This is a genomic window from Rhizobium sp. AG207R (genome assembly GCF_027109195.1).
GTDB classification, from domain to species: Bacteria; Pseudomonadota; Alphaproteobacteria; order Rhizobiales; family Rhizobiaceae; genus Rhizobium; species Rhizobium dioscoreae.
Genome location: NZ_JAEPVT010000004.1, coordinates 165,409 through 189,676 on the forward strand (window position 1 = coordinate 165,409; position 24,268 = coordinate 189,676).

The 24,268-nt window shown below is 59.1% G+C and carries 26 protein-coding genes and 1 pseudogene; 9 read left to right on the forward strand and 18 right to left on the reverse strand.

Annotated features, from left to right (window positions below; translation table 11 throughout):
* Positions 1-3: 3 nt before the first annotated feature.
* Genes JJQ51_RS10830 through JJQ51_RS10840 form a run of 3 tightly spaced genes read left to right on the forward strand, consistent with a single transcriptional unit; the run spans position 4 to position 3,403 of the window.
* Entirely contained in the window at positions 4-867 is an 864-nt protein-coding gene (locus JJQ51_RS10830) for an ABC transporter permease (protein WP_145318325.1), read from the forward strand.
* A gap of 55 nt (positions 868-922) precedes the next feature.
* Positions 923-2,659: an L-arabinonate dehydratase gene (gene araD / locus JJQ51_RS10835; RefSeq protein ID WP_269244707.1), complete on the forward strand. Its 1,737-nt coding sequence runs from the start codon at positions 923-925 to the stop codon at positions 2,657-2,659.
* Positions 2,660-2,677: 18 nt separating this feature from the next.
* Positions 2,678-3,403 (forward strand): ribonuclease activity regulator RraA, encoded by a 726-nt coding sequence (locus JJQ51_RS10840; protein WP_269244708.1) that lies wholly within the window; start codon positions 2,678-2,680, stop codon positions 3,401-3,403.
* Between the two features lie 53 nt (positions 3,404-3,456).
* On the opposite strand, the gene JJQ51_RS10845 is transcribed toward JJQ51_RS10840, so the two are convergent.
* The gene (locus tag JJQ51_RS10845; RefSeq protein WP_145634059.1) at positions 3,457-4,074 is read right to left on the reverse strand and encodes a DUF922 domain-containing Zn-dependent protease; all 618 of its coding nucleotides are present in this window, start codon (positions 4,072-4,074) and stop codon (positions 3,457-3,459) included.
* Positions 4,075-4,135: 61 nt separating this feature from the next.
* Positions 4,136-4,672 (reverse strand): recombination regulator RecX, encoded by a 537-nt coding sequence (gene recX, locus JJQ51_RS10850; protein ID WP_145634057.1) that lies wholly within the window; start codon positions 4,670-4,672, stop codon positions 4,136-4,138.
* Between the two features lie 260 nt (positions 4,673-4,932).
* Between recX and JJQ51_RS10855 the strand changes: the two genes are divergently transcribed.
* Positions 4,933-5,964, forward strand: coding sequence for an aldo/keto reductase (locus tag JJQ51_RS10855; protein WP_269244709.1), 1,032 nt, complete (start codon positions 4,933-4,935; stop codon positions 5,962-5,964).
* A gap of 60 nt (positions 5,965-6,024) precedes the next feature.
* Here the strand turns inward: JJQ51_RS10855 and JJQ51_RS10860 are convergent, their stop codons facing one another.
* A complete protein-coding gene (locus tag JJQ51_RS10860) occupies positions 6,025-7,059 on the reverse strand; it encodes an aldo/keto reductase (RefSeq protein ID WP_269244710.1) in 1,035 nt (344 codons plus the stop codon).
* Positions 7,060-7,153: 94 nt separating this feature from the next.
* Between JJQ51_RS10860 and JJQ51_RS10865 the strand changes: the two genes are divergently transcribed.
* Positions 7,154-8,056: a LysR family transcriptional regulator gene (locus JJQ51_RS10865; protein WP_269244711.1), complete on the forward strand. Its 903-nt coding sequence runs from the start codon at positions 7,154-7,156 to the stop codon at positions 8,054-8,056.
* Between the two features lie 60 nt (positions 8,057-8,116).
* Here the strand turns inward: JJQ51_RS10865 and JJQ51_RS10870 are convergent, their stop codons facing one another.
* From JJQ51_RS10870 to JJQ51_RS10905, 8 genes and pseudogenes are all read right to left on the reverse strand, one after another.
* Positions 8,117-8,776, reverse strand: a complete 660-nt coding sequence (locus tag JJQ51_RS10870; RefSeq protein ID WP_069614590.1) for a peroxiredoxin — start codon at positions 8,774-8,776, stop codon at positions 8,117-8,119.
* A 112-nt stretch (positions 8,777-8,888) separates the two neighbouring features.
* Positions 8,889-9,473, reverse strand: a complete 585-nt coding sequence (locus JJQ51_RS10875; RefSeq protein WP_113354446.1) for an RBBP9/YdeN family alpha/beta hydrolase — start codon at positions 9,471-9,473, stop codon at positions 8,889-8,891.
* Between the two features lie 63 nt (positions 9,474-9,536).
* Complete coding sequence (locus JJQ51_RS10880) at positions 9,537-9,707, reverse strand: hypothetical protein (protein ID WP_156090746.1); 171 nt, start codon at positions 9,705-9,707, stop codon at positions 9,537-9,539.
* Between the two features lie 60 nt (positions 9,708-9,767).
* Entirely contained in the window at positions 9,768-10,328 is a 561-nt protein-coding gene (msuE, locus tag JJQ51_RS10885) for an FMN reductase (protein WP_113333194.1), read from the reverse strand.
* 65 nt (positions 10,329-10,393) lie between these two features.
* Positions 10,394-10,885: an SDR family NAD(P)-dependent oxidoreductase gene (locus JJQ51_RS10890; RefSeq protein WP_152093316.1), complete on the reverse strand. Its 492-nt coding sequence runs from the start codon at positions 10,883-10,885 to the stop codon at positions 10,394-10,396.
* Positions 10,886-10,899: 14 nt separating this feature from the next.
* Positions 10,900-11,010: pseudogene (locus JJQ51_RS10895) on the reverse strand (3-oxoacyl-ACP reductase); the annotation flags it as partial.
* Between the two features lie 80 nt (positions 11,011-11,090).
* Positions 11,091-12,104 carry a zinc-binding alcohol dehydrogenase family protein gene (locus JJQ51_RS10900; protein ID WP_269244712.1) on the reverse strand — a complete coding sequence of 338 codons (1,014 nt, stop codon included), beginning with the start codon at positions 12,102-12,104 and terminating at the stop codon, positions 11,091-11,093.
* Positions 12,101-12,388 carry a hypothetical protein gene (locus JJQ51_RS10905; protein WP_269244713.1) on the reverse strand — a complete coding sequence of 96 codons (288 nt, stop codon included), beginning with the start codon at positions 12,386-12,388 and terminating at the stop codon, positions 12,101-12,103. The genes JJQ51_RS10900 and JJQ51_RS10905 overlap by 4 nt, the downstream gene beginning before the upstream one ends.
* Positions 12,389-12,542: 154 nt before the next feature.
* Between JJQ51_RS10905 and JJQ51_RS10910 the strand changes: the two genes are divergently transcribed.
* Positions 12,543-13,427, forward strand: a complete 885-nt coding sequence (locus JJQ51_RS10910; RefSeq protein WP_269244714.1) for a GntR family transcriptional regulator — start codon at positions 12,543-12,545, stop codon at positions 13,425-13,427.
* Positions 13,428-13,521: 94 nt separating this feature from the next.
* Here the strand turns inward: JJQ51_RS10910 and JJQ51_RS10915 are convergent, their stop codons facing one another.
* Positions 13,522-14,043 (reverse strand): invasion associated locus B family protein, encoded by a 522-nt coding sequence (locus JJQ51_RS10915; RefSeq protein ID WP_269244715.1) that lies wholly within the window; start codon positions 14,041-14,043, stop codon positions 13,522-13,524.
* A 436-nt stretch (positions 14,044-14,479) separates the two neighbouring features.
* Between JJQ51_RS10915 and JJQ51_RS10920 the strand changes: the two genes are divergently transcribed.
* Positions 14,480-14,638 carry a hypothetical protein gene (locus JJQ51_RS10920; protein ID WP_269244716.1) on the forward strand — a complete coding sequence of 53 codons (159 nt, stop codon included), beginning with the start codon at positions 14,480-14,482 and terminating at the stop codon, positions 14,636-14,638.
* 135 nt (positions 14,639-14,773) lie between these two features.
* Here the strand turns inward: JJQ51_RS10920 and JJQ51_RS10925 are convergent, their stop codons facing one another.
* The 5 genes from JJQ51_RS10925 to JJQ51_RS10945 form a co-directional block, all read right to left on the reverse strand.
* Entirely contained in the window at positions 14,774-16,456 is a 1,683-nt protein-coding gene (locus JJQ51_RS10925; RefSeq protein WP_269244717.1) for a dipeptide ABC transporter ATP-binding protein, read from the reverse strand.
* A complete protein-coding gene (locus JJQ51_RS10930; RefSeq protein WP_269244718.1) occupies positions 16,453-17,319 on the reverse strand; it encodes an ABC transporter permease in 867 nt (288 codons plus the stop codon). The genes JJQ51_RS10925 and JJQ51_RS10930 overlap by 4 nt, the downstream gene beginning before the upstream one ends.
* Positions 17,316-18,266 carry an ABC transporter permease gene (locus JJQ51_RS10935; RefSeq protein ID WP_113333186.1) on the reverse strand — a complete coding sequence of 317 codons (951 nt, stop codon included), beginning with the start codon at positions 18,264-18,266 and terminating at the stop codon, positions 17,316-17,318. The genes JJQ51_RS10930 and JJQ51_RS10935 overlap by 4 nt, the downstream gene beginning before the upstream one ends.
* Positions 18,247-19,878, reverse strand: coding sequence for an ABC transporter substrate-binding protein (locus JJQ51_RS10940; RefSeq protein WP_113354376.1), 1,632 nt, complete (start codon positions 19,876-19,878; stop codon positions 18,247-18,249). Before JJQ51_RS10940 ends, JJQ51_RS10935 begins: the two co-directional genes overlap by 20 nt.
* Positions 19,879-20,189: 311 nt before the next feature.
* Positions 20,190-20,570, reverse strand: a complete 381-nt coding sequence (locus JJQ51_RS10945; RefSeq protein WP_113354375.1) for a pore-forming ESAT-6 family protein — start codon at positions 20,568-20,570, stop codon at positions 20,190-20,192.
* A 480-nt stretch (positions 20,571-21,050) separates the two neighbouring features.
* On the opposite strand from JJQ51_RS10945, the gene JJQ51_RS10950 reads away from it, so the two are divergent.
* Both JJQ51_RS10950 and JJQ51_RS10955 read left to right on the forward strand, forming a co-directional pair.
* Positions 21,051-22,046 (forward strand): ABC transporter substrate-binding protein, encoded by a 996-nt coding sequence (locus tag JJQ51_RS10950; protein WP_113354374.1) that lies wholly within the window; start codon positions 21,051-21,053, stop codon positions 22,044-22,046.
* 209 nt (positions 22,047-22,255) lie between these two features.
* Entirely contained in the window at positions 22,256-23,692 is a 1,437-nt protein-coding gene (locus tag JJQ51_RS10955; protein WP_113354373.1) for a family 16 glycosylhydrolase, read from the forward strand.
* Between the two features lie 76 nt (positions 23,693-23,768).
* Here the strand turns inward: JJQ51_RS10955 and JJQ51_RS10960 are convergent, their stop codons facing one another.
* Positions 23,769-24,161 (reverse strand): GFA family protein, encoded by a 393-nt coding sequence (locus tag JJQ51_RS10960; RefSeq protein WP_113354372.1) that lies wholly within the window; start codon positions 24,159-24,161, stop codon positions 23,769-23,771.
* Positions 24,162-24,268: the final 107 nt, after the last annotated feature.

Genomic DNA, 24,268 nt, shown 5'->3' on the forward strand with positions numbered 1-24,268 from the left:
TCCATGAGCGCACCGCAGATTATCCTTGCGCCGCAGTCACCGGAAACGGCCGGCCATATCGCAGCCGTCGAACAAAAGCTCGGCACGATCGAGCTCCTCTGGCAGTCGGGCCTTTTCCGCAAGTCATTGCTGATCGTTGTCCTCGCCGTCATATGGGAGGCCTATGCCCGGCATCTCGACAATCCGCTGCTGTTTCCGACGTTGAGCGACACGCTGACGGCGCTTTACGACCGGTTTGCCGACGGTGTGCTGCCGGCCCGCATCTGGACCACGCTGAAGATACTGGTAACAGGCTACGTCTCGGGAACGGTGCTCGCTGCCGTCCTGACGGTTGTTGCGATCAACACCCGCATCGGCACCGATTTCCTGGAAACCATGACGGCGATGTTCAATCCGCTGCCGGCCATCTCGCTCTTGCCGCTCGCGCTCATCTGGTTCGGCCTCGGTCCAGCAAGCCTCGTCTTCGTGCTTATCCACTCCGTCCTATGGGCTGTCGCGCTCAACACGCATGCCGGCTTTCTCGGGGTCTCGCGCACTCTGCGCATGGTCGGTGCCAATTACGGGCTGACGGGGCTATCCTATGTCTTCCGCATCCTGATCCCCGCCGCCTTTCCGTCGATCCTGACCGGCCTGAAAATCGGCTGGGCCTTTTCCTGGCGCACGCTGATCGCCGCCGAGCTCGTCTTCGGCGTCTCCTCCGGCCAGGGCGGCCTCGGCTGGTTCATCTTCGAAAACCGCAATCTTCTCGATATCCCCTCGGTCTTTGCCGGCCTGCTGACTGTGATCGTCATCGGGCTTATTGTCGAAAACCTGGTCTTCCAGACCATCGAGCGGCGCACCCTGCTAAAATGGGGCATGAAGGAATGATGCGGCGCACGGATTTATCCCTTCGACCAACATCCGAATACAAGGCGTCAATACAATGAACAGCAGGAAGAAGCCCCAGGATTTACGCAGCGCCAGATGGTTTGCGCCTGATGATCTCAGAAGCTCGGGGCATCGCTCGCGCACCATGCAAATGGGCTATGCGCCCGAAGAATGGACCGATAAGCCCGTCATCGCCATCCTGAACACCTGGTCCGACGCCAATCCGTGTCATGCGCATTTCAAGCATCGCGTCGAGGATGTGAAGCGCGGCATCCTGCAGGCCGGCGGCTTTCCGCTGGAACTGCCCGCCCTGTCGCTTTCGGAAAGCTATGTGAAGCCGACGACCATGCTCTATCGCAACATGCTGGCGATGGAGGCGGAGGAGCTGTTGCGGTCGCATCCGGTCGATGGTGCCGTCTTGATGGGCGGCTGCGACAAGACCACGCCCGGCCTCGTCATGGGCGCGCTCTCCATGGGGCTGCCGATGATCTACCTCCCGGCCGGCCCGATGCTGCGCGGCAATTATCGCGGCGAATATCTAGGGTCCGGATCCGACGCCTGGAAATTCTGGGACGAGCGCCGCGCCGGCACCATCTCGGAGAAAGAATGGGTCGATGTCGAGGCCGGTATTGCCCGCTCCTACGGTCACTGCATGACCATGGGCACGGCGAGCACGATGACGGCAATCGCCGAGGCGCTGGGCCTGACCCTGCCCGGCGCCAGCTCGATCCCCGCGCCAGACGCCAATCATATCCGCATGTCATCAGCTGTCGGTCGACGTATCGTCGAGATGGTTTGGGAAGATCTGGTCCCTTCGAGAATCGTCACGCAGGCCGCCGTCAACAATGCCGTTGCTGTCGCGATGGCGACAGGCTGTTCCACCAATGCAGTTGTGCATCTGATCGCGATGGCACGCCGCGCCGGCGTCAATCTCTCGCTCGACGATCTCGACAAAGCCGGGCGCACGACTCCGGTGCTTGCCAATATCAGGCCCACCGGCAAGATCTATCTCATGGAGGATTTCTATTATGCCGGCGGTCTGCGCGCGCTGATGGCGAAGCTCTCCCCGAAGCTCGACCTTTCGGCGCTAACAGTCTCCGGTGTCACCCTCGGCGAAACGTTGGAGGGGGCGAAATGCTACAATGACGACGTGATCCGCTCGCTCGACAATCCGGTCTATCATGAGGGGTCGCTTGCGGTGCTGAAGGGCAACCTCGCGCCGACGGGGGCCGTCATCAAGCCGGCCGCCTGCGATCCGCGCTTTCACAAGCATCAAGGGCCAGCGCTCGTCTTCGACAGCTATCCGGAGATGAAGGCGGCGGTCGACGATGAAAATCTCGACATTACGCCCGATCACGTCATGGTGCTGCGCGGTGCCGGCCCGCAAGGCGGTCCCGGCATGCCCGAATGGGGCATGCTGCCGATCCCGAAGGCGCTTCTGAAGAAAGGGCACAGGGATATGCTCCGCCTCTCGGACGCCCGCATGAGCGGTACCAGCTATGGCGCCTGCATCCTGCACGTCTCGCCGGAATCCCATGTCGGCGGCCCGCTGGCGCTGCTGCGCAACGGCGATATCATTCGCCTCGACCTCGAAGCACGGCGCGTCGACATGCTTGTTGATGAGGACGAGCTGCAGCGCCGGCGCGACGCCTGGGTCAAGCCGGCGGAAAAATTCGGCCGCGGCTATGGCTGGATGTTCTCGCGCCATGTGGCGCAGGCCGATACCGGCTGCGATTTCGACTTCCTGGAAACCGGCTTCGGCCCGACGCCGGGCGAACCAGACATCTATTGATCACGAGGGATATATCGCATGAGCAATTACATGCTGAGCAAAGAGACGCGCGACAAGCTGATGGGCGTCGCAACACCGACGATCGCCACCGCACTTTTCCGGCGCGGCCTGCGCAACCAGTTCATCCAGGATGTGCGGCCGCTTTCGCCGAAGAAGGCGAACATGGTCGGCCAGGCTTTCACGCTGCGCTATATTCCGGCGCGAGAGGACCTGAACACGCTCGAAGTCTTCCGCAACCCGGAACATCCGCAGCGCGCCGCCGTCGAGCAATGCCCGCCCGGCTTCGTGCTGGTCATGGATAGCCGCAAGGATGCACGCGCTGCCTCCGCTGGCTCCATACTGGTCTCGCGGCTGCAGGTGCGTGGCGTGGCCGGTGTCGTCACCGATGGCGGCTTCCGCGACAGTCCGGAAATCGCCGCCCTCGATATCCCTTCCTATCATCACCGCCCGTCCGCGCCGACGAACCTGACGCTGCATCAGGCCATCGAAATCAATGGCCCGATCGGCTGCGGCGATGTCGCGGTTTTCCCCGGCGACGTTCTCGTCGGCGACAATGAGGGCGTCATCGTCATTCCCGCGCACCTCGCCGATGAGATCGCCACTGAGACCGTGGAAATGACAGCCTATGAGGATTTCGTTACCGAAGAGGTCATGAACGGCGCGACCATCATCGGCCTCTACCCGGCAACCAGCGACGCTCCGAAACAGAAGTTCGCCGAATGGCGGAAGCAGAAGGGTCGATAAGGCACATATTGGGTGACGCAGCCGGCGGATACGTCCGGCTGCGTCACCCTCAATTACTCTTCCTTGACCAGCTTCAGAACGAGCTGCTGGAGATTGCCGCCATCGCTGAATTCGACCCTATCGAAATCGCTGTTGCGCTGCCGTTCCCTGTTGGAAATCTCACCGAGCCGCTTCGTCAGCTCCACGCGGATCTTGCTGCATTTCGGGTCGTCGGGCACGGAAAAGCCGACGCTCATGGTCTCGATTTCCCTGACCATGTCCTTGATGAAGCCGCCATGCACCCGCTCGTGGGCTTCGACCCCGGCGATGAATTTCTGCCAGCTTTTTCGGGTCGAAGCGGGCAATTGCGCCGGGGGTTTCGGCAAGGTGTAGGTGATGATCAGCTTCGGTATGTTGACCGTGATCATGCAGGCGCCGTCCGGCTGCAACTCATATTTCCGAGTCCAGGTCAGCTTGAAATCGGTATGCGCAATCGCCCTGACCTTGGGTCCGAGCAATGGACCGCGCTCGCCTATGGAATCGTAGAGTTCGCGCCCCGATGTTCCGGCAATCGCGTAGGTCTTGGTCGTCTCGACCGCCTGCCACTCGGCATGGGCGGCCATCGGCAAAGAGGCAACGCACGTCACCGCTGCCAGTAATCGAATGACTGCTTTCACGAACGTCCCCTGCATGCCCCACTCAAGCGCGGCAAAGCTAGCGGGTGACCTCAGCTATTTCAATGAGCATCGATCTTCAGAATGCCGAGGCCGACAGCAACAGTTCCTCGGCATCCTCTCGCTCCATCTCGAAGACCTTTTTGCCGACTGCGAAGCTGAAACCGTTGCGGGCGAAGGCGGATAGTTCCTTTGCCTTGCGCTTCTCATCGAGATCGCCGCGCCGGAACGGGCCGAAACCACGCTTCCTGGCAAAGATGACGGCGGAATGGAGATCGTCGACCTCCTCCACGGCCGCGTCAACCGTTTCACCACTGATGCCCTTGGAAGCAAGCTTAAAGGCGATGGCTTTCTTCGATTTGCCGGAACGAACGGCCGAGCGCGTGCTGATCTCGGCAAAAGCGACATCGTCGAGGACTTTCAGTTCGTAAGCGAATTTAACGGCGAAATCGGCAAGCGCCTTGATCTGTGCGTCGCTGATATCCTCGAACTTCTGTTTAGCTTTCTTGGTGATCGCGTCGAACAGCTGCTTTTCCGTCATCATCCGGCGCTCGAGACGATAGATGGTGGAGTTGCGTGCCCAGGAAAGCATACGGCTTGTCGGCGTTTCATCCATGAAGGGAAGCATTCGGCGAGAGAAGAATCATCACGGAGAATTTTACGCAAGCGAGGCCACTCAGGCAACGAATGCGCTTGGTAATCATGGGATGATTGACTATGGTGTCTCTGCGGCCACGGCATTGAAACGCCGAGCGTCGAATCCCCATCGACGGTGGAGGCCGTCTCAAGCACCACATTGCTATGGATCACGGAGCCTGCGGCTTTCCCGACAGCTTTGCCGATCGGGTGCCAGCGTTCCGTTCAGAGGAGGCAGGAATGGATTATCGCAAGCTCGGCCCAAGCGGGGCCGTTGTCACGGCCTATTGCCTTGGCACCATGACTTTCGGCGCGGAAGCAGACGAGGCCGCATCACATAAACTTCTCGACGATTATTTCGCATGGGGCGGCAATTTCATCGACACCGCCGATGTCTATAGTGCAGGCAAGTCGGAAGAGATCATCGGACGCTGGCTGAAGGCTCGTCCGACGGAAGCGCGCCAGGCCGTGATCGCCACCAAGGGCCGCTTTCCGATGGGCAACGGACCGAACGATCTCGGCCTGTCGCGCCGTCATCTGAACCAAGCGCTCGATGACTCCCTACGCCGACTGGGCATCGAGCATATCGATCTCTATCAGATGCATGCCTGGGATGCCCTGACCCCGATCGAGGAGACATTGCGCTTTCTCGATGATGCCGTGCGCGCCGGCAAGATCGGCTATTACGGCTTCTCCAACTACGTCGGCTGGCATATCGCCAAGGCGGTCGAGATTGCCAAGGCGCGCGGCTATACGCGGCCGGTGACGCTGCAGCCGCAATATAACCTGCTCGTTCGCGATATCGAACTCGAGATCGTCGACGCCTGCCTCGATGCCGGCATGGGCCTGCTTCCCTGGTCGCCGCTCGGCGGCGGCTGGCTAACAGGCAAATACAGGCGCGATGAAATGCCGACCGGCGCCACAAGACTTGGCGAGAACCCCAACCGCGGCAGCGAATCCTTTGCCCCACGCAACGCACAGGAGCGCACCTGGGCAATCATTGCCGCTGTCGAGGAGATCGCCAAGGCACGAGATGTGACCATGGCACAGGTAGCGCTTGCCTGGACGGCAGCACGCCCGGCGGTAACGTCAGTCATTCTCGGCGCTCGCACGCCCGAGCAGCTTGCCGACAATCTCGGCGCCGCCAAGCTGACGCTGTCGGAGGCGGAGATGGATCGACTGAACGAGGTCAGCGCGCCGCAACCAGCCGCCTATCCTTATGGCGAAAGCGGCCGAAACCAGCGCCATCGCAAGATCGAGGGTGGCCGTTAAGTGACATCCGGCGGCGAAGCATTTGCCTGCTTCGCCGCCGCCATCGGATCGCTTGCCGCGTCAAACCAGCGGCGGGTTGAGTCTGGCGAAGCCTTCCTGTCGCCGATAGGGAAAATAGGGATAGGGCGCTGTCATCTCGCTCACCTTGTCTAGCCTCTCGATCTGCTCTTTCGAAAGCGTCCAGCCGACCGCACCGAGATTCTGCCGCAGCTGCTCTTCGTTGCGCGCGCCGATGATCACGCTTGCGACCGTTGGCCGGCTCAAGAGCCAGTTGAGGGCGATCTGTGGAACGCTCTTTCCGGTCTCGCCGGCGATCTCATCCAGCACATCGACGATATCGAACAGCTTCTCGTCATCAACAGGCGGGCCGAATGACGCGGTCTCATGCAAGCGGCTCTTTTCCGGCAATGGCTGTCCGCGACGGATCTTGCCTGTCAGCCTGCCCCACGCCAACGGACTCCAGACCAGGGCGCCGACGTTCTGATCATGACCCAGCGGCATCAGCTCCCATTCGTAATCGCGACCGGCGAGCGAATAATAGACCTGATGGGCGACATGGCGGGCATAGCCGTACTTGTCGGAGATCGCGAGCGATTTCATCAGCTCCCAGCCAGCGAAGTTGGAAGCGCCGATGTAGCGGACCTTTCCCGCCTTCACGAGGCCATCAAGGGTGGAAAGCGTTTCCTCGATCGGCGTCGAGGCATCGAAGGCGTGCAATTGCAAAAGGTCGATGTAATCTGTCCCGAGCCGGCGCAGGGCGGCGTCGACCGATCTGATCAGGCGCGAACGCGAGCTGCCCCAATCGGCCGGCCCATCGCCCATCGGCAAAGCTGTCTTTGTGGAGATCAGCACGGCATCGCGCCTGCCCCGGATCGCCTCGCCGAGCACCTCCTCCGATGCGCCTGCCGAATAGACGTCGGCCGTATCGAAGAGATTGACGCCCGCCTCCAGGCAGATGTCGATCAGACGGCGCGCTTCAATCGCATCCGTCGAGCCCCAGGCGCTGAAGAGAGGCCCGCTGCCTGCAAAGGTGCCGGCGCCGAAACTGAGAACCGGAACGCGCAAGCCGGAAGCACCGAGATTTCTGTATTCCATGGTCTGTCTCCTATTGGTTCTTCAGATAGATAGACGCTCGGATGAAGGTGATATAGATTGCCGGAAAGAAACTGATTTGTGATTTCAATTCATCATGAGCCGTCAAGAGATCAACCGTTCCGGTGAAATGGAAGTCTTCGTACGCACCGTGGAACTCGGCGGCTTCACCGCCGCGGCCAGGGCCTGCCGGATGACGCCGTCTGCCGTCAGCAAACTCATTACAAGACTTGAAAAACGCCTTGGCGCGCGTCTTATCCATCGCTCGACGCGACGGCTGCAGCTTACCCCAGAGGGATGTGCCTTCTTCGAACGTAGCGTCGCCATTCTTGCCGATATTGCCGAAGCCGAACGCCACGCATCGGCGGGAGAGCAGGTAGCCGGTCATATCCGCATCAACACCAGCGGCTCCTTCGGCAATCATGTGCTGGCTCCGCTCATTCCAAGCTTCATGGCGCTACATTCCGATGTCTCGCTGGAGATCTTCCATACGGACCGGGTCATCGACCTGATGGAGGAGCGCGCCGACGTCGCAATCCGCGCCGGGCCGCTGAAGAGCTCCAGCCTCACGGCCCGCAAGCTCGGAGCGACGCGAAATATCATCGTCGCCTCGCCGGACTATCTGCGCAAGCATGGAACGCCTCACTCCGCCGCGGAATTGGCAAAACATTGCCGCATCAGCTTTAGCTATTCCAGAGCGATCGAAGGCTGGCCGCTGCTCATTGACGGCGAGGTTGCGACGGTACCGGCAGCGCGCAGCCTGCAGGTGGGCGACGGCGAAGCCATGCGGCATCTGGCGCTTGCCGGTGCCGGCCTGGCGCGGCTTGCCGCCTTTACCGTCAAATCGGATATCGCGGCCGGGCGGCTAAAGCCCCTGCTGGAAGAATTCAATTCCGGCGATATCGAGGAATTCCACGCCGTCTATATCGGCCAAGGCGGCCCCCTGCCAGCGCGCGTGCGCGCCCTGCTGGATTTCTTGCGCGAAAACGTTCACCTGTAAAAAGCGACGCGGCCGTCAGGGCCGCATCGCGTCAGCTAAAACTCTCTGTCACCACGCCGGTCAGGCTGATGGCTGCCGGGTCTTGCGCAGATAGGGCAATACCGTATCGAACGAGCCGAAGCGGGTAATGGCGTCTTCGTTGGAGACGGCGGCCGTAATGATGACGTCTTCGCCCTGCTGCCAGTTTGCCGGTGTTGCGACCTGATGCTTGGATGTCAGCTGGATAGAGTCGATCGCACGCAGGATTTCGCCGAAGTTGCGGCCTGTCGTCATCGGATAGGTGAGGATCAGCTTGATCTTCTTGTCGGGGCCAATGACGAAAACGGAACGGACCGTGGCATTGTCGGCCGGCGTGCGGCCTTCCGAGCTTTCGCCGGCACCTGCCGGCAGCATGTCATAGAGCTTGGCAACCTTGAGATCCTTGTCGCCGATCAGCGGATAGTCGACGTCGAAGCCGGTCGCCGTCTTGATATCGTTCTTCCAGCGACCATGGCTCTCCACGGGATCGACGGAAATGCCAATGATCTTGACGCCGCGCTTGCGGAATTCGCCTTCCAGGCCAGCCATGGCGCCGAGTTCCGTCGTGCAGACCGGCGTGAAGTTCTTCGGATGCGAGAAGAGCACGGCCCAGCCATTACCGATCCAGTCATGGAACTTAATCTCGCCCTGCGTCGTCTCGGCCGTAAAATCCGGCGCGATATCGTTGATGCGCAAACTCATTGCCTTACCTCCAAAGAACATGCCCCGGCGCGCGCTTGGGATGGCGGCCAAAAGGCGAGAAAAAAATCCGTCGCACAATGGCGTCGAATGTCGGATATGAAAAGCCCTTCTTTCAAATGGACGCCGCGATTGCCGCTGAAAATCCCTGCGGCCTGCGATGCCTGCTGCGCGCCTTCAACATGTCCAGAAAGCGGTAACCACCCGCCCAGCGCCCGTAACCGCTTGCTATGTTGATATGTCCTGCAAGGCCGATATTGCGAACATCCGAATTCCAGAGCCGTCCGAACATGCCGAGCCGGTCGAGGCTCATATAGATGTCGTTCAGGCTCCCGACCGTCATGCTGGGAAAAGGCAGCGCGTCGGTCGGCATGGTACCGAAGGACAGATGTCCGGCATGCAGGGCTTCCGTCACGGGAATATCGCAGGGCGCTACGAGCAGTGCACCTTTGACCCTTCGCGCAGCCTCGCGGCCAGCCAGCCTCGCCGTCAACACGCAGCCCAGGCTGTGGGCGACGATATAGGCTTCACCGGCCTCTTCCAGCGCGGCTTCTAATTTCTCCATCCAACTGCCGAGATTGGGAAAGTCCCAGTCATCCTGCTCGACAAGCCGAACGTCGCGATGATCCTGCAGCCAATAGCGCTGCCAATGCCCCTCGCCCGAGCCGAAAAGGCCAGGCACAATCAGTACTCTGGTCATGTAAGCCTCACGAGAAAGATCGAACACAAAGCTTGCGACAGGACATCAAAAGCACATCTCCCTTCAATGCCAAGGCGCAGGGGATGTACACCAATAGTAGATCTCGTAGTCGCGCGCGGAGAGCTCTCGCTCGACGGACTCGGGCCGATCGACCGACTGGATGCGTCCATCCGCATCCCGCAACGCGCGCCCAGCGAAAATCGTCTTCAGGCGGCTAATGACATTCCATTTCATGTAACCCTCCATTTGGTTGATAGATCCGAGGCGGTCGAAGGCAATTTGTCCATCAGCCCATCATTCGGCCGCAGCCAGCACCCTTACCGAATGCGGGAAGAAAGCCGAGAGCTCACCGACCACTTCATTGATCCGGTTGGCCAGCGGTTCCGAAGAGACCTTGTAGTCGGTAAAATCACGATCAGACGCATAGACAGCGGTTGGCAGGGTGTGTGCCATGAAGAAGCCGAAGAGCGGCCGCAGCTGATGTTCCACCATCAGCGCGTGCCTGTCTCCGCCGCCGGTCGCGGTGATGATGATCGGCTTGGCGCGCAGCTCGTGCGGATCGATAAGATCGATCAGATGCTTGAACAGCCCGGGATAGGATCCCTTGAACGTCGGCGAACCGATAATCAGCGCATCCGATGAGACGATATCGTCGATCACACCTTTCGCCTGGTCGTCGAGCTCCTTTCGCCACTGAGCGGCGCCAAGGGACGCACCAACATCGTGCAGATCATAGACCTTGCTTGAGAAGCCATATCGCTCGATTGCCAAATCCGCGACGGTCTGGACCAGCGCGTAGGTCTTGGACGGCCTGTTGAAGCTGCCGGCAATGCCGACGAGTTTGGGCGCACTCATTCTCATCCCTTCCGAAGATCGCATGCATTTTCGATAATGCAAATATTGTCCATAAAAATAGTAGATTAAAAGAAACAGCGATCTCTGAAGGCATGGGAATTGGAAAATCTCTTTCTACGCTGGAGCCAGCTGGACAGGGGCGCAAAAATGCCGCCCGGCTGAAGAATTGGGCGACAGGCTTGATCTTTTAAAAATGCCGCAGACACCAAATGATGGCTGGAACGGGATGCGTCGTCCTGACGAAGCATTGCAGTAGGCGTTGCCGCAAAGAAGCGGTTCATTTCTCTCCCAGATTGTCGAAAAAGCCGGCTTCTCCGGTACACCGATAATGGGGCAGGGTCCGTCTTTTCAGTCGCGTGGCCAAGGCTCGTCTTGCCACCGGTGACGTCCATGACTTCGTCAAAGTCGGCAATATCGGATTCCTCGAACGGCTTCTTCACCGTATTCCCGGCATTGTTGACGACGATATCGACCGGGCCGTGCGTCTCCTCGACTCCGGCGGCGAAGGTTTTGATCGACGCAAGATCACGAAGGTCGAGCTGTGCGGCTTTCGCCAGGGGCCAATCGACGCCGCAGCATCCTCAAGGAGATCCGGCCTGCGGCCAGCCAGCACCACCTCAGCGCCGGAGGCGGCGAGGCAACGCGCGATCGCGAGGCCCAGTCCACTGCCTCCGCCAATCACCAGCGCGCGCTATCCGTCCAGTCGGAACGCACCATGCCAGTCGGGAAGCGCTGTTGGAGATTTCATGGATGCTTGCGTATTCATCTTTCGACAATGACCTTCAAAACGTCACGGTTCTTGTCCCAAAAGGGCAATGCACCTTCGGCCTCGGCGAAGGGTATGATCTTGGAAATGAGCGAGGCGGCGCGGTCGCCGATCGTCTCCAGATAAGCGATCACCGCATCGAAATCGGACCTGGTCGCGTTGCGCGAGCCCATGATATCCAACTCCTTGAGATTGAACATTTGTGTCTGATAGGTAACGGGAGCCTTGGCGTAGCCGACGTAGACGACGCGCCCGCAAAAACCGGCAAGATCGATCGCCTGGCGAAAGGTTTCCGGAAGACCGACCGCCTCGAAGGCCACATCGACGCCCTGGTCATCAGTCAGTTCAACAATGCGCGCAGCGACATCTTCCGTGCCGGCATCGATTGTGTGGCGCGCTCCGAAGCGTTGTGCCAGCGCGGTCTTTTCCGGGCTGAGATCGACGGCAATCACCTCGGCTCCACGCGCAACGGCTCCGATGACTACGCCCATACCAATCATGCCGCAGCCCAGCACGACGATGCGATCACTCGACGAAACGCGGCCGCGCGCCACCGCATGGAAGCCTACCGACAGCGGCTCGACCAAAGCAAGAAAGCGAGGATCGAGCGTGTCGTTCAGGATCACCTTCTCCGCGGGAAGAACGATCTCTTCGGCAAGCCCGCCATCCTGCTGCACGCCAAGCGTGCGGTTGTAGCGACAAGCATTCACGCGACCCTTGCGACAGGAAGAGCAAGTAACGCAACTGGTATAGGGAAGAACGATGACGCGCCGCCCCGGTTGATAGGCGGACGAAACGCCCGCCCCTGTCTCGATGATCTCGCCACCGATTTCGTGCCCTGGGATGCGCGGCAGCTCCACCAGCGGGTTGAGGCCTCGAAACGTGTTGAGATCACTCCCGCAGATGCCGACATGGCGGACGGCGATACGGACATCGCCTTCTCCGAGCTGCGGGCGGGCGACATCGGTGAAACGGCTGACACCTTCACTTTCGATCAATAGGGCTTTCACGTGACGATACCTTTCCGGTTTGGGGGCGTGAACCGGACGCTTGCACCCGGTTCGCTGGAAACAGATCCGTTCAGGGTAGCGATGTCGGCCGGCAGGTCGGCGCCATAGGCGCCGACGACTGTCTTCAGCGTCGCCAAGCCGCTGGTCCGTGCGATCGCACAGAACGTGCCCAGCACAAACCCCACGATAGTTGCCGCCACCGAAAGCTGAATCGTCAGCCAGACGCCTTCCGCAAACTGATCCCAATAGGGAAGCAGGCCCTCGAAATCAAAAGTGTAGCTCATGCGACGCCATCTTCCCGGCAGCGCCAGTGAGCAACGAGATATGCTGGTCTCATTCCCGAGCTATCCTCCTTAGCTCGAGGCGGAATCTACACGGTTGAGGCGATCGATTCAAAGTGGTATTTTTTGTTTAAAAAACCAACGAAACCAAATCGGCATGCGTTCTGAAAACCTCTTCAAACGGCAGTTCAACGAGTTCCTGCGCCACGTACAATCGGTCGGTCACGGCCACTCTCTTGGCTCGGAACGCGAGATCGGCCGAACCCTCGGCACCAGCAGAACGACGGTCCGCAAGTGCCTGGTGGCCGCGATGGAGAACGGCCTTCTATCCAAGGACAGGATAGTGCTGCGGCAGGCAGAACCATCCGAGCTCTATGCCGAAGCGGAGACCATCCCGCCGACATTGATCGTCGAGCGCGCCTTCCTGACCTGGATACTCCAATCCGATAGCGGTCCGGGCCAGGCGATCAATGCGCTTCAGCTCGCGCGGCAATTCGGCGTGTCGACGACGACGATCCGCGAGTTTCTGCAGAGCTTCCGGCATTTTGGCCTGATGGAGCGCGAAGCCGGCGGCAAATGGGTCTTCCGCGGCATGACCCTGGAATTCGCCAACGAGCTTTCCGATATCCGCGAAATTTTCGAAATGCGGTCCGTCATGCGCTTTGCGGAACTCGATGACAGCGACCCGAGCTGGAACGCGCTGCGCAGACTGCGCACCGAGCATCTCAAGCTGCTGGAGACGATCGAGACCGATTATCACCGGTTCTCGCTCCTTGACGAGCAATTGCATCGCCTGATCAACAGCGCTTCCAGCAATCGCTTCGTCACCGAATTCTACCACGTTATCTCGCTGATTTTCTTCTACCATTATCAATGGAACAAGAAAGACGAGCGCATTCGCAACGAAGCGGCTGTCTATCAGCATCTGGCTTATATCGATGCGATTCTCTCAAGGGACCAAAGGAAAATTAGCCAGACCTGCACGGCACATCTGAGCGAGGCACGCCGGACATTGCTTGCAAGCATTAGCCGGGAAACTTGACATCGGAATTCGAGCATACTGCCGGAGCGAAGGAAATGCGTGCGGTTGGCGGCACCGCCAATCGCACGGACAACCCTGCCCGAAATCCGACCTGCTACTGAAGGGTCAAGCCCGACCTGATGTGGGCTCTTGCGGCGTAGGGATCGACAATGGAGAGCGCGCGGCTGAGAGCCTCGGCAAATCCATTGAGCGAAATGACGTAGCTCACATCACGACCCGTATCGGTCGCCGCCAGCATCACGCGGAGGCTACGCCGTCGCCGCAGGTTGGCAATCATGGCTGCATCGAGCCTCAGCTCGACCGGACAGCCGCGCGAAGAAGCCGCACCGAGCGGCTGAGCCAGACCCAAAGCAGCTTCGTCACCCCGCGGCAACCGCCCGCTCCGCAGATGCAGCCCCAGCGGCAACGCCAATATACCCCTCAGGCTTCCGCCGTCGGGAGTAAGTTCGATCGAAAGCACTGGCGCATTTGTCTGCAGATCATACAGCGTATAGGAAATCGCATAATGTGGCCGCGCTTGATCGGCGGCTCCCTGATTGACGATGGTAAGCGTCCAGTCGCCGTAACGCTCCTGCAATGTGCCTGAACCGGCGGCGATAGTAGTCCGGCCAGCCATCACAATCCTCCGCTCGGTCGACTTGCCAATATGGGCAAGCGCCTATCGGCACGCCTTATGAGCGCGAACAGCGCCATCCCATTCATCTCTGCTCCCCGCAACATTATGCGCCCCACCTTACTCCTCGCCCCTCAAAACCCGAGGTTATTTCGATAACAATAGCGTTAATTTTATGCCATTGCATCATAGAATTTATGTAGCGATAAGAATTACACTTTCATCACGTTCAATCACCATAACCCTCGTCAGCCTTATTAAGGTATTTTTGTAGACTATACATAGGATTTATGATTCCGAAATATCTCTTTCAATATGTATTATTAATTGTTACTTCAATTTCACTTATATTGAAAATAGAAATCACAGACAAAATAGGTTTGAATGATATTGCAAAAGCCGCTCACGAATGGAGCGAGGCTGGCCGGCGGTCATTTGAATGACAGCTCCCAGAAAGACTGCATTGACAATCTCTCTCGCCGCCCCCGGTGACAGCAGGATCAGCAGCAGCGGCTTTTCCGGCGAAACGCTGGTCGCCAACCATCCCGGCGGCAACGTCAGCAGCCTCGGCTCAGGTCCGTTCTGGCAGATATTGTGAAGCTGATACCGAGCAGGTTGACAGCGTGATGCTTCTCAAGGGTAACGCGCCGACAGTAATTAGGCCGGAACCGGCTATTTTGCCGGCGGCAAGGAGACGTAAAGAATGAAGCCAACCATGTTACGATCAGGCCTTTTAGCGCGAAAACCTCGGCACGGATGCAATAAGTTCGCGCGTATAGGCATGGCGAGGCCGCTGGAAGACCTCTTCGACAGATCCAGCCTCGACGATCGCTCCTTGCTTCATGACGACGATCCGATGGCTGATATGCTGGATCACCCCCAGATCATGCGAAATGAACATCATCGACAGGCCGAGCCTTGCCTGCAGATCGACCAATAGATCCAGAACCTGGGCTTGCGTCGTGACATCGAGTGCCGAAACCGGCTCGTCACAAATCAGAAGCTTCGGCGCGGCCGCAAGAGCCTGGGCGATCGATACGCGCTGGCGCTGGCCACCTGAAAGCGCGGTCGGCCTCCGGGCGAGCAAATCCGGCGGCAACCCGACCAGATCCATTAGACCGATGATCTTCTCGCGGCGCTCCAATCTACCGAGGCCGCCGTGAAGCAGCAGAGGCTGCTCGATGATGCGCTCGACGGTGAAGCGTGGGTTGAAGGAGCTCAGCGGGTCCTGGCTGATGGTCTGTATTCCGGCTCTGAGGGGGCGGCGAATGCGTTCGGAAAGCGCGCTCCACGGTCGCCCTTCGTACAGCACCTCCCCCGCATCCGGCCGCTGCAGCGCCAGCGCAATCTTGCCGAGCGTGGTCTTGCCCGAACCGGATTCACCGACGACACCCAGCGTTTCGCCGCTGCCGATATGAAGCGATACGTCCCTGACGGCGCGCCGAAGACTGCCATCCGCGTGCCTGAAACTCATCGATACGTTGCGTATCTCCAGCAGACTCTCGGCTGAGCAAACGGGCTTCCGGAGCGGCAAGGGCGTATTCGCTGCGCTGAGGCGACGGCCGCGATTGACCGCTGTAGGTACGGCTGCCAGGAGCCGCCGGGTATAGTCATGCTGTGGATCTGACAGAATGCTGCGCGCCAGGCCCGTTTCCACCAGCCGGCCCTTTTGCATCACCGCGACCCGATCGGCAAGCTGGGCGGCAACGGAGAGATCATGCGTGATCAGGAGGATGCCATGGCCGGCAGCGGCCAGTTCCTTGAAGATGGCGAGCACTCTTTTCTGGACGCTGACATCCAGCGCTGTCGTCGGTTCGTCGGCGACGAGCAAGCGCGGCTGGCCGGCAAGCGCGGAGGCAATCAATGCCCTTTGCCGCAATCCGCCGGACAATTGATGCGCATATTGCCCCATCCGCAAATCCGGCTCGGGAACACCAACACGTTCCAGCAATTCCACGACATGTTGCGATACGAGTGAAGGTGGTGCCAGTCGATGCGTGAGGATGGGCTCGGCGATTTCGCGACCGACCGTCCTCAGGGGATCGAGCGATACGAGCGCATCCTGAAGAATGAAACCGATTTCGCGGCCGTGCACATGGCGCCAGGCTTTTTCCGACAGATCAAGGAGGTCGAGCGGCCGGCCATCATGCGCGCTCAGATCCATCCTGTCGGCTTTTACCACGGAGCGCGATCCGGCGAGGCCGACAATCGCCCGGGCCGTTACAGACTTTCCGGAGCCGGATTCGCCGACCAATGCGAGGATCTCGCCAGGCGCGATTTGTAGCGACAGGTCGCGAACCGCATCCACGCGGCCCTGCGGGGTCTGAAAGGCCACATTCAACCCTTTGACCGCAAGCAGCTGGGGCGGCTCGGAAGCGGTGGTCTGAAAGTTTCGAAGGCCGGACTGAATATTCATCGCAGATCTCCCGTTGCGAGGAGGGTTTGCAGCCGGCGGCCCAGGAGCGTGATCGAAATGACGGAAAGCGCAACCACCGTCGCCGGCAACAGGCTGGTCCAGGGCGCGATATCGAGAAAATTGCGGCCATTGGCGAGGAGTGCACCCCATTCGGCGGCCGGAGGCACGACGCCCAGACCAAGGAAGCTCAAGGCCGAAGCGGACAGTACCGAACTGCCCACACCAATCGTCGCGAGGATGAGAAGCGGCCGGATGGCGTTGGGGACGATATGCCGGCTGATGATCGTCCACGGATGCTCGCCAAGTGCCACGGCATGTTCGACATAGTCCGACAGCTTAATGTGAAGCACCTGCGAACGGATCAGCCGCGCGTAGCCGGCGATGCTGGCAAGCCCGACCGCCAAGAGCGTGTTGGCTGGCCCGCGGCCGAGAACGGCAATCACCAGCAATGCAAGCAGCATTTCCGGAAAGGCAAGCAGAATATCGATGATGCGTAACAAAAGCCGGGCGATCGGCCTTGGAGCCAGTGCAGCCGTCGTCCCCAACACGATCCCGCCGAGACTGGCAATCAGGGTCGCACCGATGCCGATGGTTAGGGATTGCGAGGTGCCGTAAACCACCCGCGAAAACAGATCCCGGCCCAGTTCGTCGGTTCCAAACCAGTGTTGCCCATCAGGCGGCAAGAGGATCGCATTCGTATCGACTGCCTCGGGATCGAGAGCAGAGAGCCATTGTGGCGCCCAGACCGCTACACAAAGAAGCACAAAAAAGGCGAAGGGAACAAGCAGTCCGAAAGACAGCCAGACGGGGCGTCTGCGCGTGATGCGGCGCTGCCCGCTTTCAGCTAGCACGACATCGCTCAAAGGCCTGTCCTCCTTAGACGTGGATCGATCACAAGGTAGAAAGCATCGACCAGCAGATTGACGATGACGAAGACAAGGGCAGACAGCATCACCAGACCGAGGATCAACGGCATGTCGCGGGTCTTGATCGCCTGAAGCGTGATCTGCCCGATGCCCGAACGGCCGAATACCGTCTCGGTCAGGATCGAGCCGCCTAGGGTGCTGGCAAGCAACGTGCCGGTGAGGGTCGAGGCCGCCAGTGCGGCGTGCCGCAAACCATGTCTGACACGCAGGACCGTCTCGCCGACGCCGCGTGTCCGCACGGTCAGAGAAAACGGCTGGGACAGCGCCTCCTCCAGGCCGTCGCGCAATACCTGGCTCAAGAGTGCGGCGAGCGGCAGGCTCAAGGCAATGGCGGGCAGCACAAGCGCCGATGGTCCATCATTGCCTGTGACCGGAAACCATTCGAAATTGAAGCTGAAGACCGACAATAGGACAATGCCGATCCAATAGACGGGCGTGCTCAGAAGGATCAATTCTATCCCCGAGGACAGCAATGTCAGGCTTTTGCGACGGCCTGCGGTTGCCAAGGCCACGCTGATCGCCAGAAGGAGAGCAAGCACGATCGCGCTGCCGGCGAGCTGCAATGTCGGCCCCGCGGCCTCATAGATCACCTCTGAAACAGGCTGTCTGTACTGGTAGCTTTGTCCGAAATCGCCACTTAAGGCCTTGGCGATATAATGCGCATATTGCAGCGCAAGCGGCTGGTCGAGGCCATATTGATGCACCAATGCGGCCCGCTCTGCCTGATCGACGACGTTCTCCCCGCCAGCCAGGATCGCGACGGGATCGCCGGGAATGAGCTTTACGGCGATAAAGGCAATCGTTGCCGCGCCCCAAAGCACGGCAACGATCACCCCGGTCCGCCGCACAGCGGTTTGGAAGAGCTTAGCGGTCCAGCCAGGCATCGTAGAAATTCGGCTTCGCATTGGTGGCCCAGGAAATGCCATGCAGGCTCTTCGAGGCGCCGAGCTGATAGGCGGCTACGAAAAGCGGTACGGCATAAGCCTGCTCGATCACTTCCTTCTGTATCTCGGCATAGAGTTTCTTACGCTCGGCATCGGAAGCCCCGACCGCTTTCGTCAGCTTTTCATCGAGGCTTTTGACGCGAGACGCATTCTGACCGGCTGGAGGAATATAGGCCGAATGGAATACCGTGCGCAGGATATCGGGCTCCGCACGCACATAGTAGAAGGACACGAGATCGTAATCATTGGCATTGGCGCGAGCGGTCCAGCCACCGGAATCGACTGGATCGAGCTGCAAATCGAAACCCGCCTGCCGCACCTGATATTGAATGGCCTGCGCCAAGGTCACTTCCGTCGCGGCGAGCGAGGTGCTGTCGTAGACATAATGCAGGGTCAGCCGGCCGCCATCTTTTTTGCGGACACCATCGGCGTCCTTCTGTGACCAGCCCGCCTCGTCAAGCAGCCGGTTGGCCTTTGCCAGATCGAAGCCCCATGAGCTGGAAATATCGTGGTCATAATAGAGCGTCGAGGGGCCGAGGATATTGTCGGCCGGCTTCAAGGTTCCGAAGAAGGCAGCCTTGACCGCTGCCGGTCCATTGACGGCGCTCTGGAAAGCCTGCCGCACCTTCAAGTCCTGAAATGGTCCCTTCGAGGTGTTCAGGAAATAGGCGCTGTTGACGCCCGGGTTTTCCCGCGTCACCACCTGCAGCTTGCCGTTACCCTGAACGGAGCGATAATTTGCCGGCGGCACCGCGTCGATCGCCTGCAACTGACCGCTTGCCAGCGCACCGAGACGCACGGAAGCCTCCGGCAGATATTTGAAGACGATCTGATCGAAATGGGCCGGCCCTTTATGCGCGGCATAGCCAGGACCCCAATTGTAATCCGCACGGCGGCTCAGCTTGCTGCCGCTGCCCTTGGTAAAATTGTCGAGCACGTAGGGACCCGATCCGATGACCGTATTCGTCGTGCTCTGCGCCTTCTGAAGATAGGTCGATGATTGAATGCCGAGATAGGGAAGGCTCAACCCCTGCAACAAAGGCGCGAAGGACTGGCGATAGCGGATCACGACCGTACGGCTATCCGGCGCCTCGATCTTGTCGATCGGTCCGAGCAGCGACTTGGCGTAGCTCGATGTCGTCTTCGGATCGAGAATGCGATCGAAATTGTATTTGACCGCGGCTGCATCGAGCGGAGTGCCGTCGCTGAATGTCACGCCCTGACGCAGACGGAAAGTATAGACGGTATTGTCGCCGTTGATGTCCCAGCTTTCTGCCAGCCACGGCGTGAACTTGTTGTCTTCGGCCTGCCCGACAAGCGAGTCGACGATATTGCGGGTAATCAATGCCGTAACCGAGTTGCCCGTGATCGACGGGTCGATAATGGAGGCATCCGTTGCCAATCCGACGTTGAGAATGCCCCCATCGACCGGCTTTGCCGTATCGGATGCGGCATTTGCGACAGTGCCCATCATCGTCAGAAAAGAAAATGCCAGGGCAATGCGGATCTTGCTTCGCCCGATGGTTTTCGCGCTTGAATGCGTTTTTCTCATATCCCGTCCCTATTTTGGCCGCCACGACATCGATCATGCGGCCAAAAGGCCGCTCGGCACCGCGCAGGCTGAACGGCACGATAATTGTCTATAAAAATACTAGACTAAAGGCATTGTGATGCGTTTATGCGAAGACAGGCGGAAATCCGTTTCAAGATCGCTGAGGCCGTCGGCAGCAACCTGACCGTGGCGCGTTCGCTGGCGTTGGAATGATCTCAAGCAAACTATGAGGCAGTCCGAAGCGATGCGGATGCCAAGCGGATATTGTACATGGCAAGCTGCGACGGCTCGCGCCGTCGCAGTTTTGCATTTCATTTTGGAAGTTGCGCGCCAGCCTGCTTCACCGCATTTGCGATGGTTTCGCAAAACTGCTTTTCGGTCACGTTCTGCGCTTTTGTAATGGCTGCAAGATCCTGATTCACGCCCATGGCGGAGATCTTGCCTTTTTCACCCTCTTGTTCGGCCGCTTCGCCCTTCGCCGTATCCGAGGGCGCCGGTATGAGAGCGAGCATTTTCGTTTGAGTCTCGACAGCAGCCCCATCGATGTGGCCTGCATTCTGGCAATATTTCAGCACGCCAAGTTGATTGCGTGCCGAATTGTAAGCCAATTCCAGTTGGTCGTTTGATACCTGTGCATAGCTTGGCGCGGCAAATCCGCATGCCACGATACCGATCAGAATGATCTTCCGCATATGAAACTCCTGATTGCTTCAACATGCTGCGATCTATCCTCGATCACCCTGAAGGCAATAGCTGCAAAGTCGGAAAACGCTCTACCCACGAGAGCATCGCTGCGGAGGGTCAAAAAAAGCTGAAGCCTTCGATATGATCGTGGTCGCCAACGGAACTGCCCGTTCCCTCCGCAGCTCGCGCGCAGGTCCATTCGGCAGCGATCAAACGGATCTCCAGCTTCCGTGTCGGGCATAAGACGCCGATGACGCCGGTAGCATCCGTTCATTTCCTGTGGGAAAGCTTCAAACTTCATCCGGCCAACACATGGCATCGGGATCGATGTGGCAGTAATCCGGACGCGCCCGGACGGGTTTGACTGTCCGGATTTGCCTCTGCGTGGCCGTTGCGCTGCCGGGGCATCGCAAGAGCGAAGGAAAAGATCAACGGCTTCACCCGCGACATCCTTCGACAACAGCAACATCAGGACCTGGAGGTCTTACATGAAGAAGCCTATAGCTGCCGCCGTCTTCGCTGCAGCACTTTATACCTTTGCCGGCGCCGCGCATGCCGATTGCGGTTCGGTCTCCATCGCCGAAATGAACTGGGCGTCGGCCGGCGTTGCGGCAAATGTCGACAAGATCATCCTCCAGGAAGGCTATGGCTGCTCGGTCGAACTCCTCACGGGCGACACGCTGCCAACATTTACTTCGATGAACGAGAAAGGCCAACCGGACGTTGCGCCGGAACTTTGGATCAATGCGGTGCGCACGCCGCTGGATCAGGCGGTTTCCGAGGGACGGTTGGTCATCGCTGCCGGCATTCTTTCCGATGGCGGCCAGGATGGTTGGTGGATTCCGAAATTCCTCGCCGACGCCCATCCCGATATCAAGACCGTCCAGCAGGCGCTGGAACACCCGGAACTTTTCCCCGCGCCGGACGATCCGAAAAAGGGCGTCATCTACAATTGCCCGCCCGGCTGGCAATGCCAGGCGTCGCTCGGCAATCTCTACCGGGCGCTCGACGGCGAGAAGAAGGGCTTTGAAATCGTCGAGACCGGCTCTGCCGCCGCTCTTGACGGTACGATCGCCAATGCCTTCGAAAAGAAGACGGGCTGGCTTGGCTATTATTGGTCGCCGACCGCGATCCTCGGTAAGTATCCGATGGTGCGCCTTTCCTTCGGCGTACCCCACGACAAGGCCGAATGGGACGCATGCACCTCGGTCATGGATTGCGCCAATCCAAAGGTCAATTCCTATCCCGTCTCGGAAGTCTACACCGTCGTCACCAAGAAGTTTGCCGATCACGCCGGCCTCGCGATGGACTATCTGAAGAAACGGAAATGGACGAACGATCTCGTCAATAGCATTCTTGCATGGCAGACGGATAACCAGGGCACCAACGAAGACACCGCCCGATACTTCCTGAAGAACCATGAAGACATCTGGGCGACATGGGTAAGCCCGGATGTCGCTGCCAAGGTAAAGGCCGCGCTCTAAATTCTGGCTTCGGGGACGCGGTGAATAACTGCGTCCCGGCCTCATAGCCATGAGCACGAATGCTCCAACCAGCACTTTTGGGCAGGTTGGCGAAAAAACTTGCCGTCGGGGGTGGGCAGAAAAACAATGCACGCTATTTGATGCATATGAGCGGGGAGAAATATTAGCTCGATGGAGGAGGTCGTCCGGCACGAAGGAAGAGGATTCTCATGCCCAATTCAGTTTTGAATGCCCTTGGACAGCCACTTTACTATAGCGATACGTCGACAGGTTTCTTTTCCGCCACCGGCTCTGGCCCGGTGCTTTACGGCACCGCCGGCAACGACTCCATGTGGGGTGACGCCTCCGTCAATGTGACGATGATGGGCGGCACCGGCGACGATATCTACTATCTCTATTCCAGCATCAATCACGCCTATGAAGCATCCAACGCCGGCGTGGATACCATCAATACCTGGATGGATTATACGCTGCCCGAAAATTTCGAAAATCTCACGGTCACGGGCAATAATCGCCATGCCTATGGCAATGACGCCGATAACATCATCACCGGCGGCAGCGGCAGCCAGACCATCGATGGCGGTGCCGGCAACGACGTGCTGACGGGCGGTGGCGGCGCCGATACTTTCATCATCAGCAAGGGCAACGGCAGCGATCTCATCACCGATTTCAGCGATGACGACAAGGTCAGGCTCAATCAGTATGGCCTGACGTCGTTCGATCAGGTCGTGAGCCATTCCACGCAGGAAGGTGCCAATGTCCGGCTCGATCTCGGTAATGGCGAAAGCCTGGTCTTCGCCAACAAGACCATCTCCGACCTGCATGAAGACCAGTTTCAGCTCGGGCTCGACAGATCGTCGCTCACTCAGACTTTTTCGGACGATTTCAATACGCTTTCGCTGCACGAGGGGACGCAGGGCACCTGGGATGCTAAATATTCCTGGGCGCCGGACAAGGGCAGCAGCCTGAATGATGAACTGCAGTGGTACATCAATCCTTCTTATGCACCGACCGCATCCGCCAACCCCTTTTCTGTCTCCGACGGCATTCTGACGATTACGGCGAAACAGACGCCGGACGCGCTGAAATCGATCGTCGAGAACCATGATTATACTTCAGGCATTCTGACCACTCACTCGACCTTCTCGCAGACCTACGGCTATTTCGAAATGCGGGCAGAGATGCCGCATAATCAGGGCGTCTGGCCCGCTTTCTGGCTGCTGCCGGAGGATGGTTCCTGGCCACCGGAACTCGACGTGGTGGAAATGCGCGGACAAAACCCGACCACGGTCAATGTGACGGTTCATTCGAATGCCACCGGCGAGCACACGAAGACCTCTATTCCAGTGGAAGTGCCAAGCACCGATGGCTTCCACAATTACGGCGTGCTCTGGGACAAGGATCAGATCGTCTGGTATTTCGACGACGTTGCCGTTGCCCATGCCGATACGCCGGCCGATATGCACGGGCCGATGTACATGCTGGTCGATCTCGCGGTCGGCGGCGTGGCGGGGACGCCGACGGATGGTCTCCCGAATGGGTCGGAGATGAAGATCGACTATATCAAGGCCTATTCCCTGGACGATCACAACGCCCAGCTTGCCGCCTCGACGCAATCCGCCCACACGACGGACTGGCACATCTGACTGCATCGAACAATCGGTGCGTCAAAACAGGTGTTTCGGACGGATTGATCCGGCCGAAACCAACCGCCATCGGGAGCTATTCCTCGAAGCGGCCGGTACCCTCGCGATCGCGTGCGTATCGCTTCTCGAGCGGAAAAGGCGGCAGCCACGATTCGCGACGGATGGTCCATAGCTCGTAAGTGGGCTTTAGCTGGTCGGGAGCATCCAGGGAGCCCAGACTTATCTCGATTTCATCCACGGTGCGCGAAAAAACGGACGAGCCGCAGCGGGGACAGAAGAAGCGCCCTGCATAATCCCGGGCCTCACCGTCGATCTTGACCGCCTGCTCGGGGAATATCGCAGAGGCATGGAAAAGCGCGCCATGATGCTTGCGGCAGTCGAGACAATGGCAAAGGCCGACCCGGTACGGCCGACCCGATGCCACAAATCGGACCTCGCCGCATAGGCAACCGCCCTTGTATTGATCCATGCTACCCTCCTCAAAAGTCAAGCGATGAAGCGTTTGCATCGACCGCTGCGCAATTGATCGCTGTGAGCAATAGCGCTCCTGCGCATCACAACTCTGCGCCGATGCAC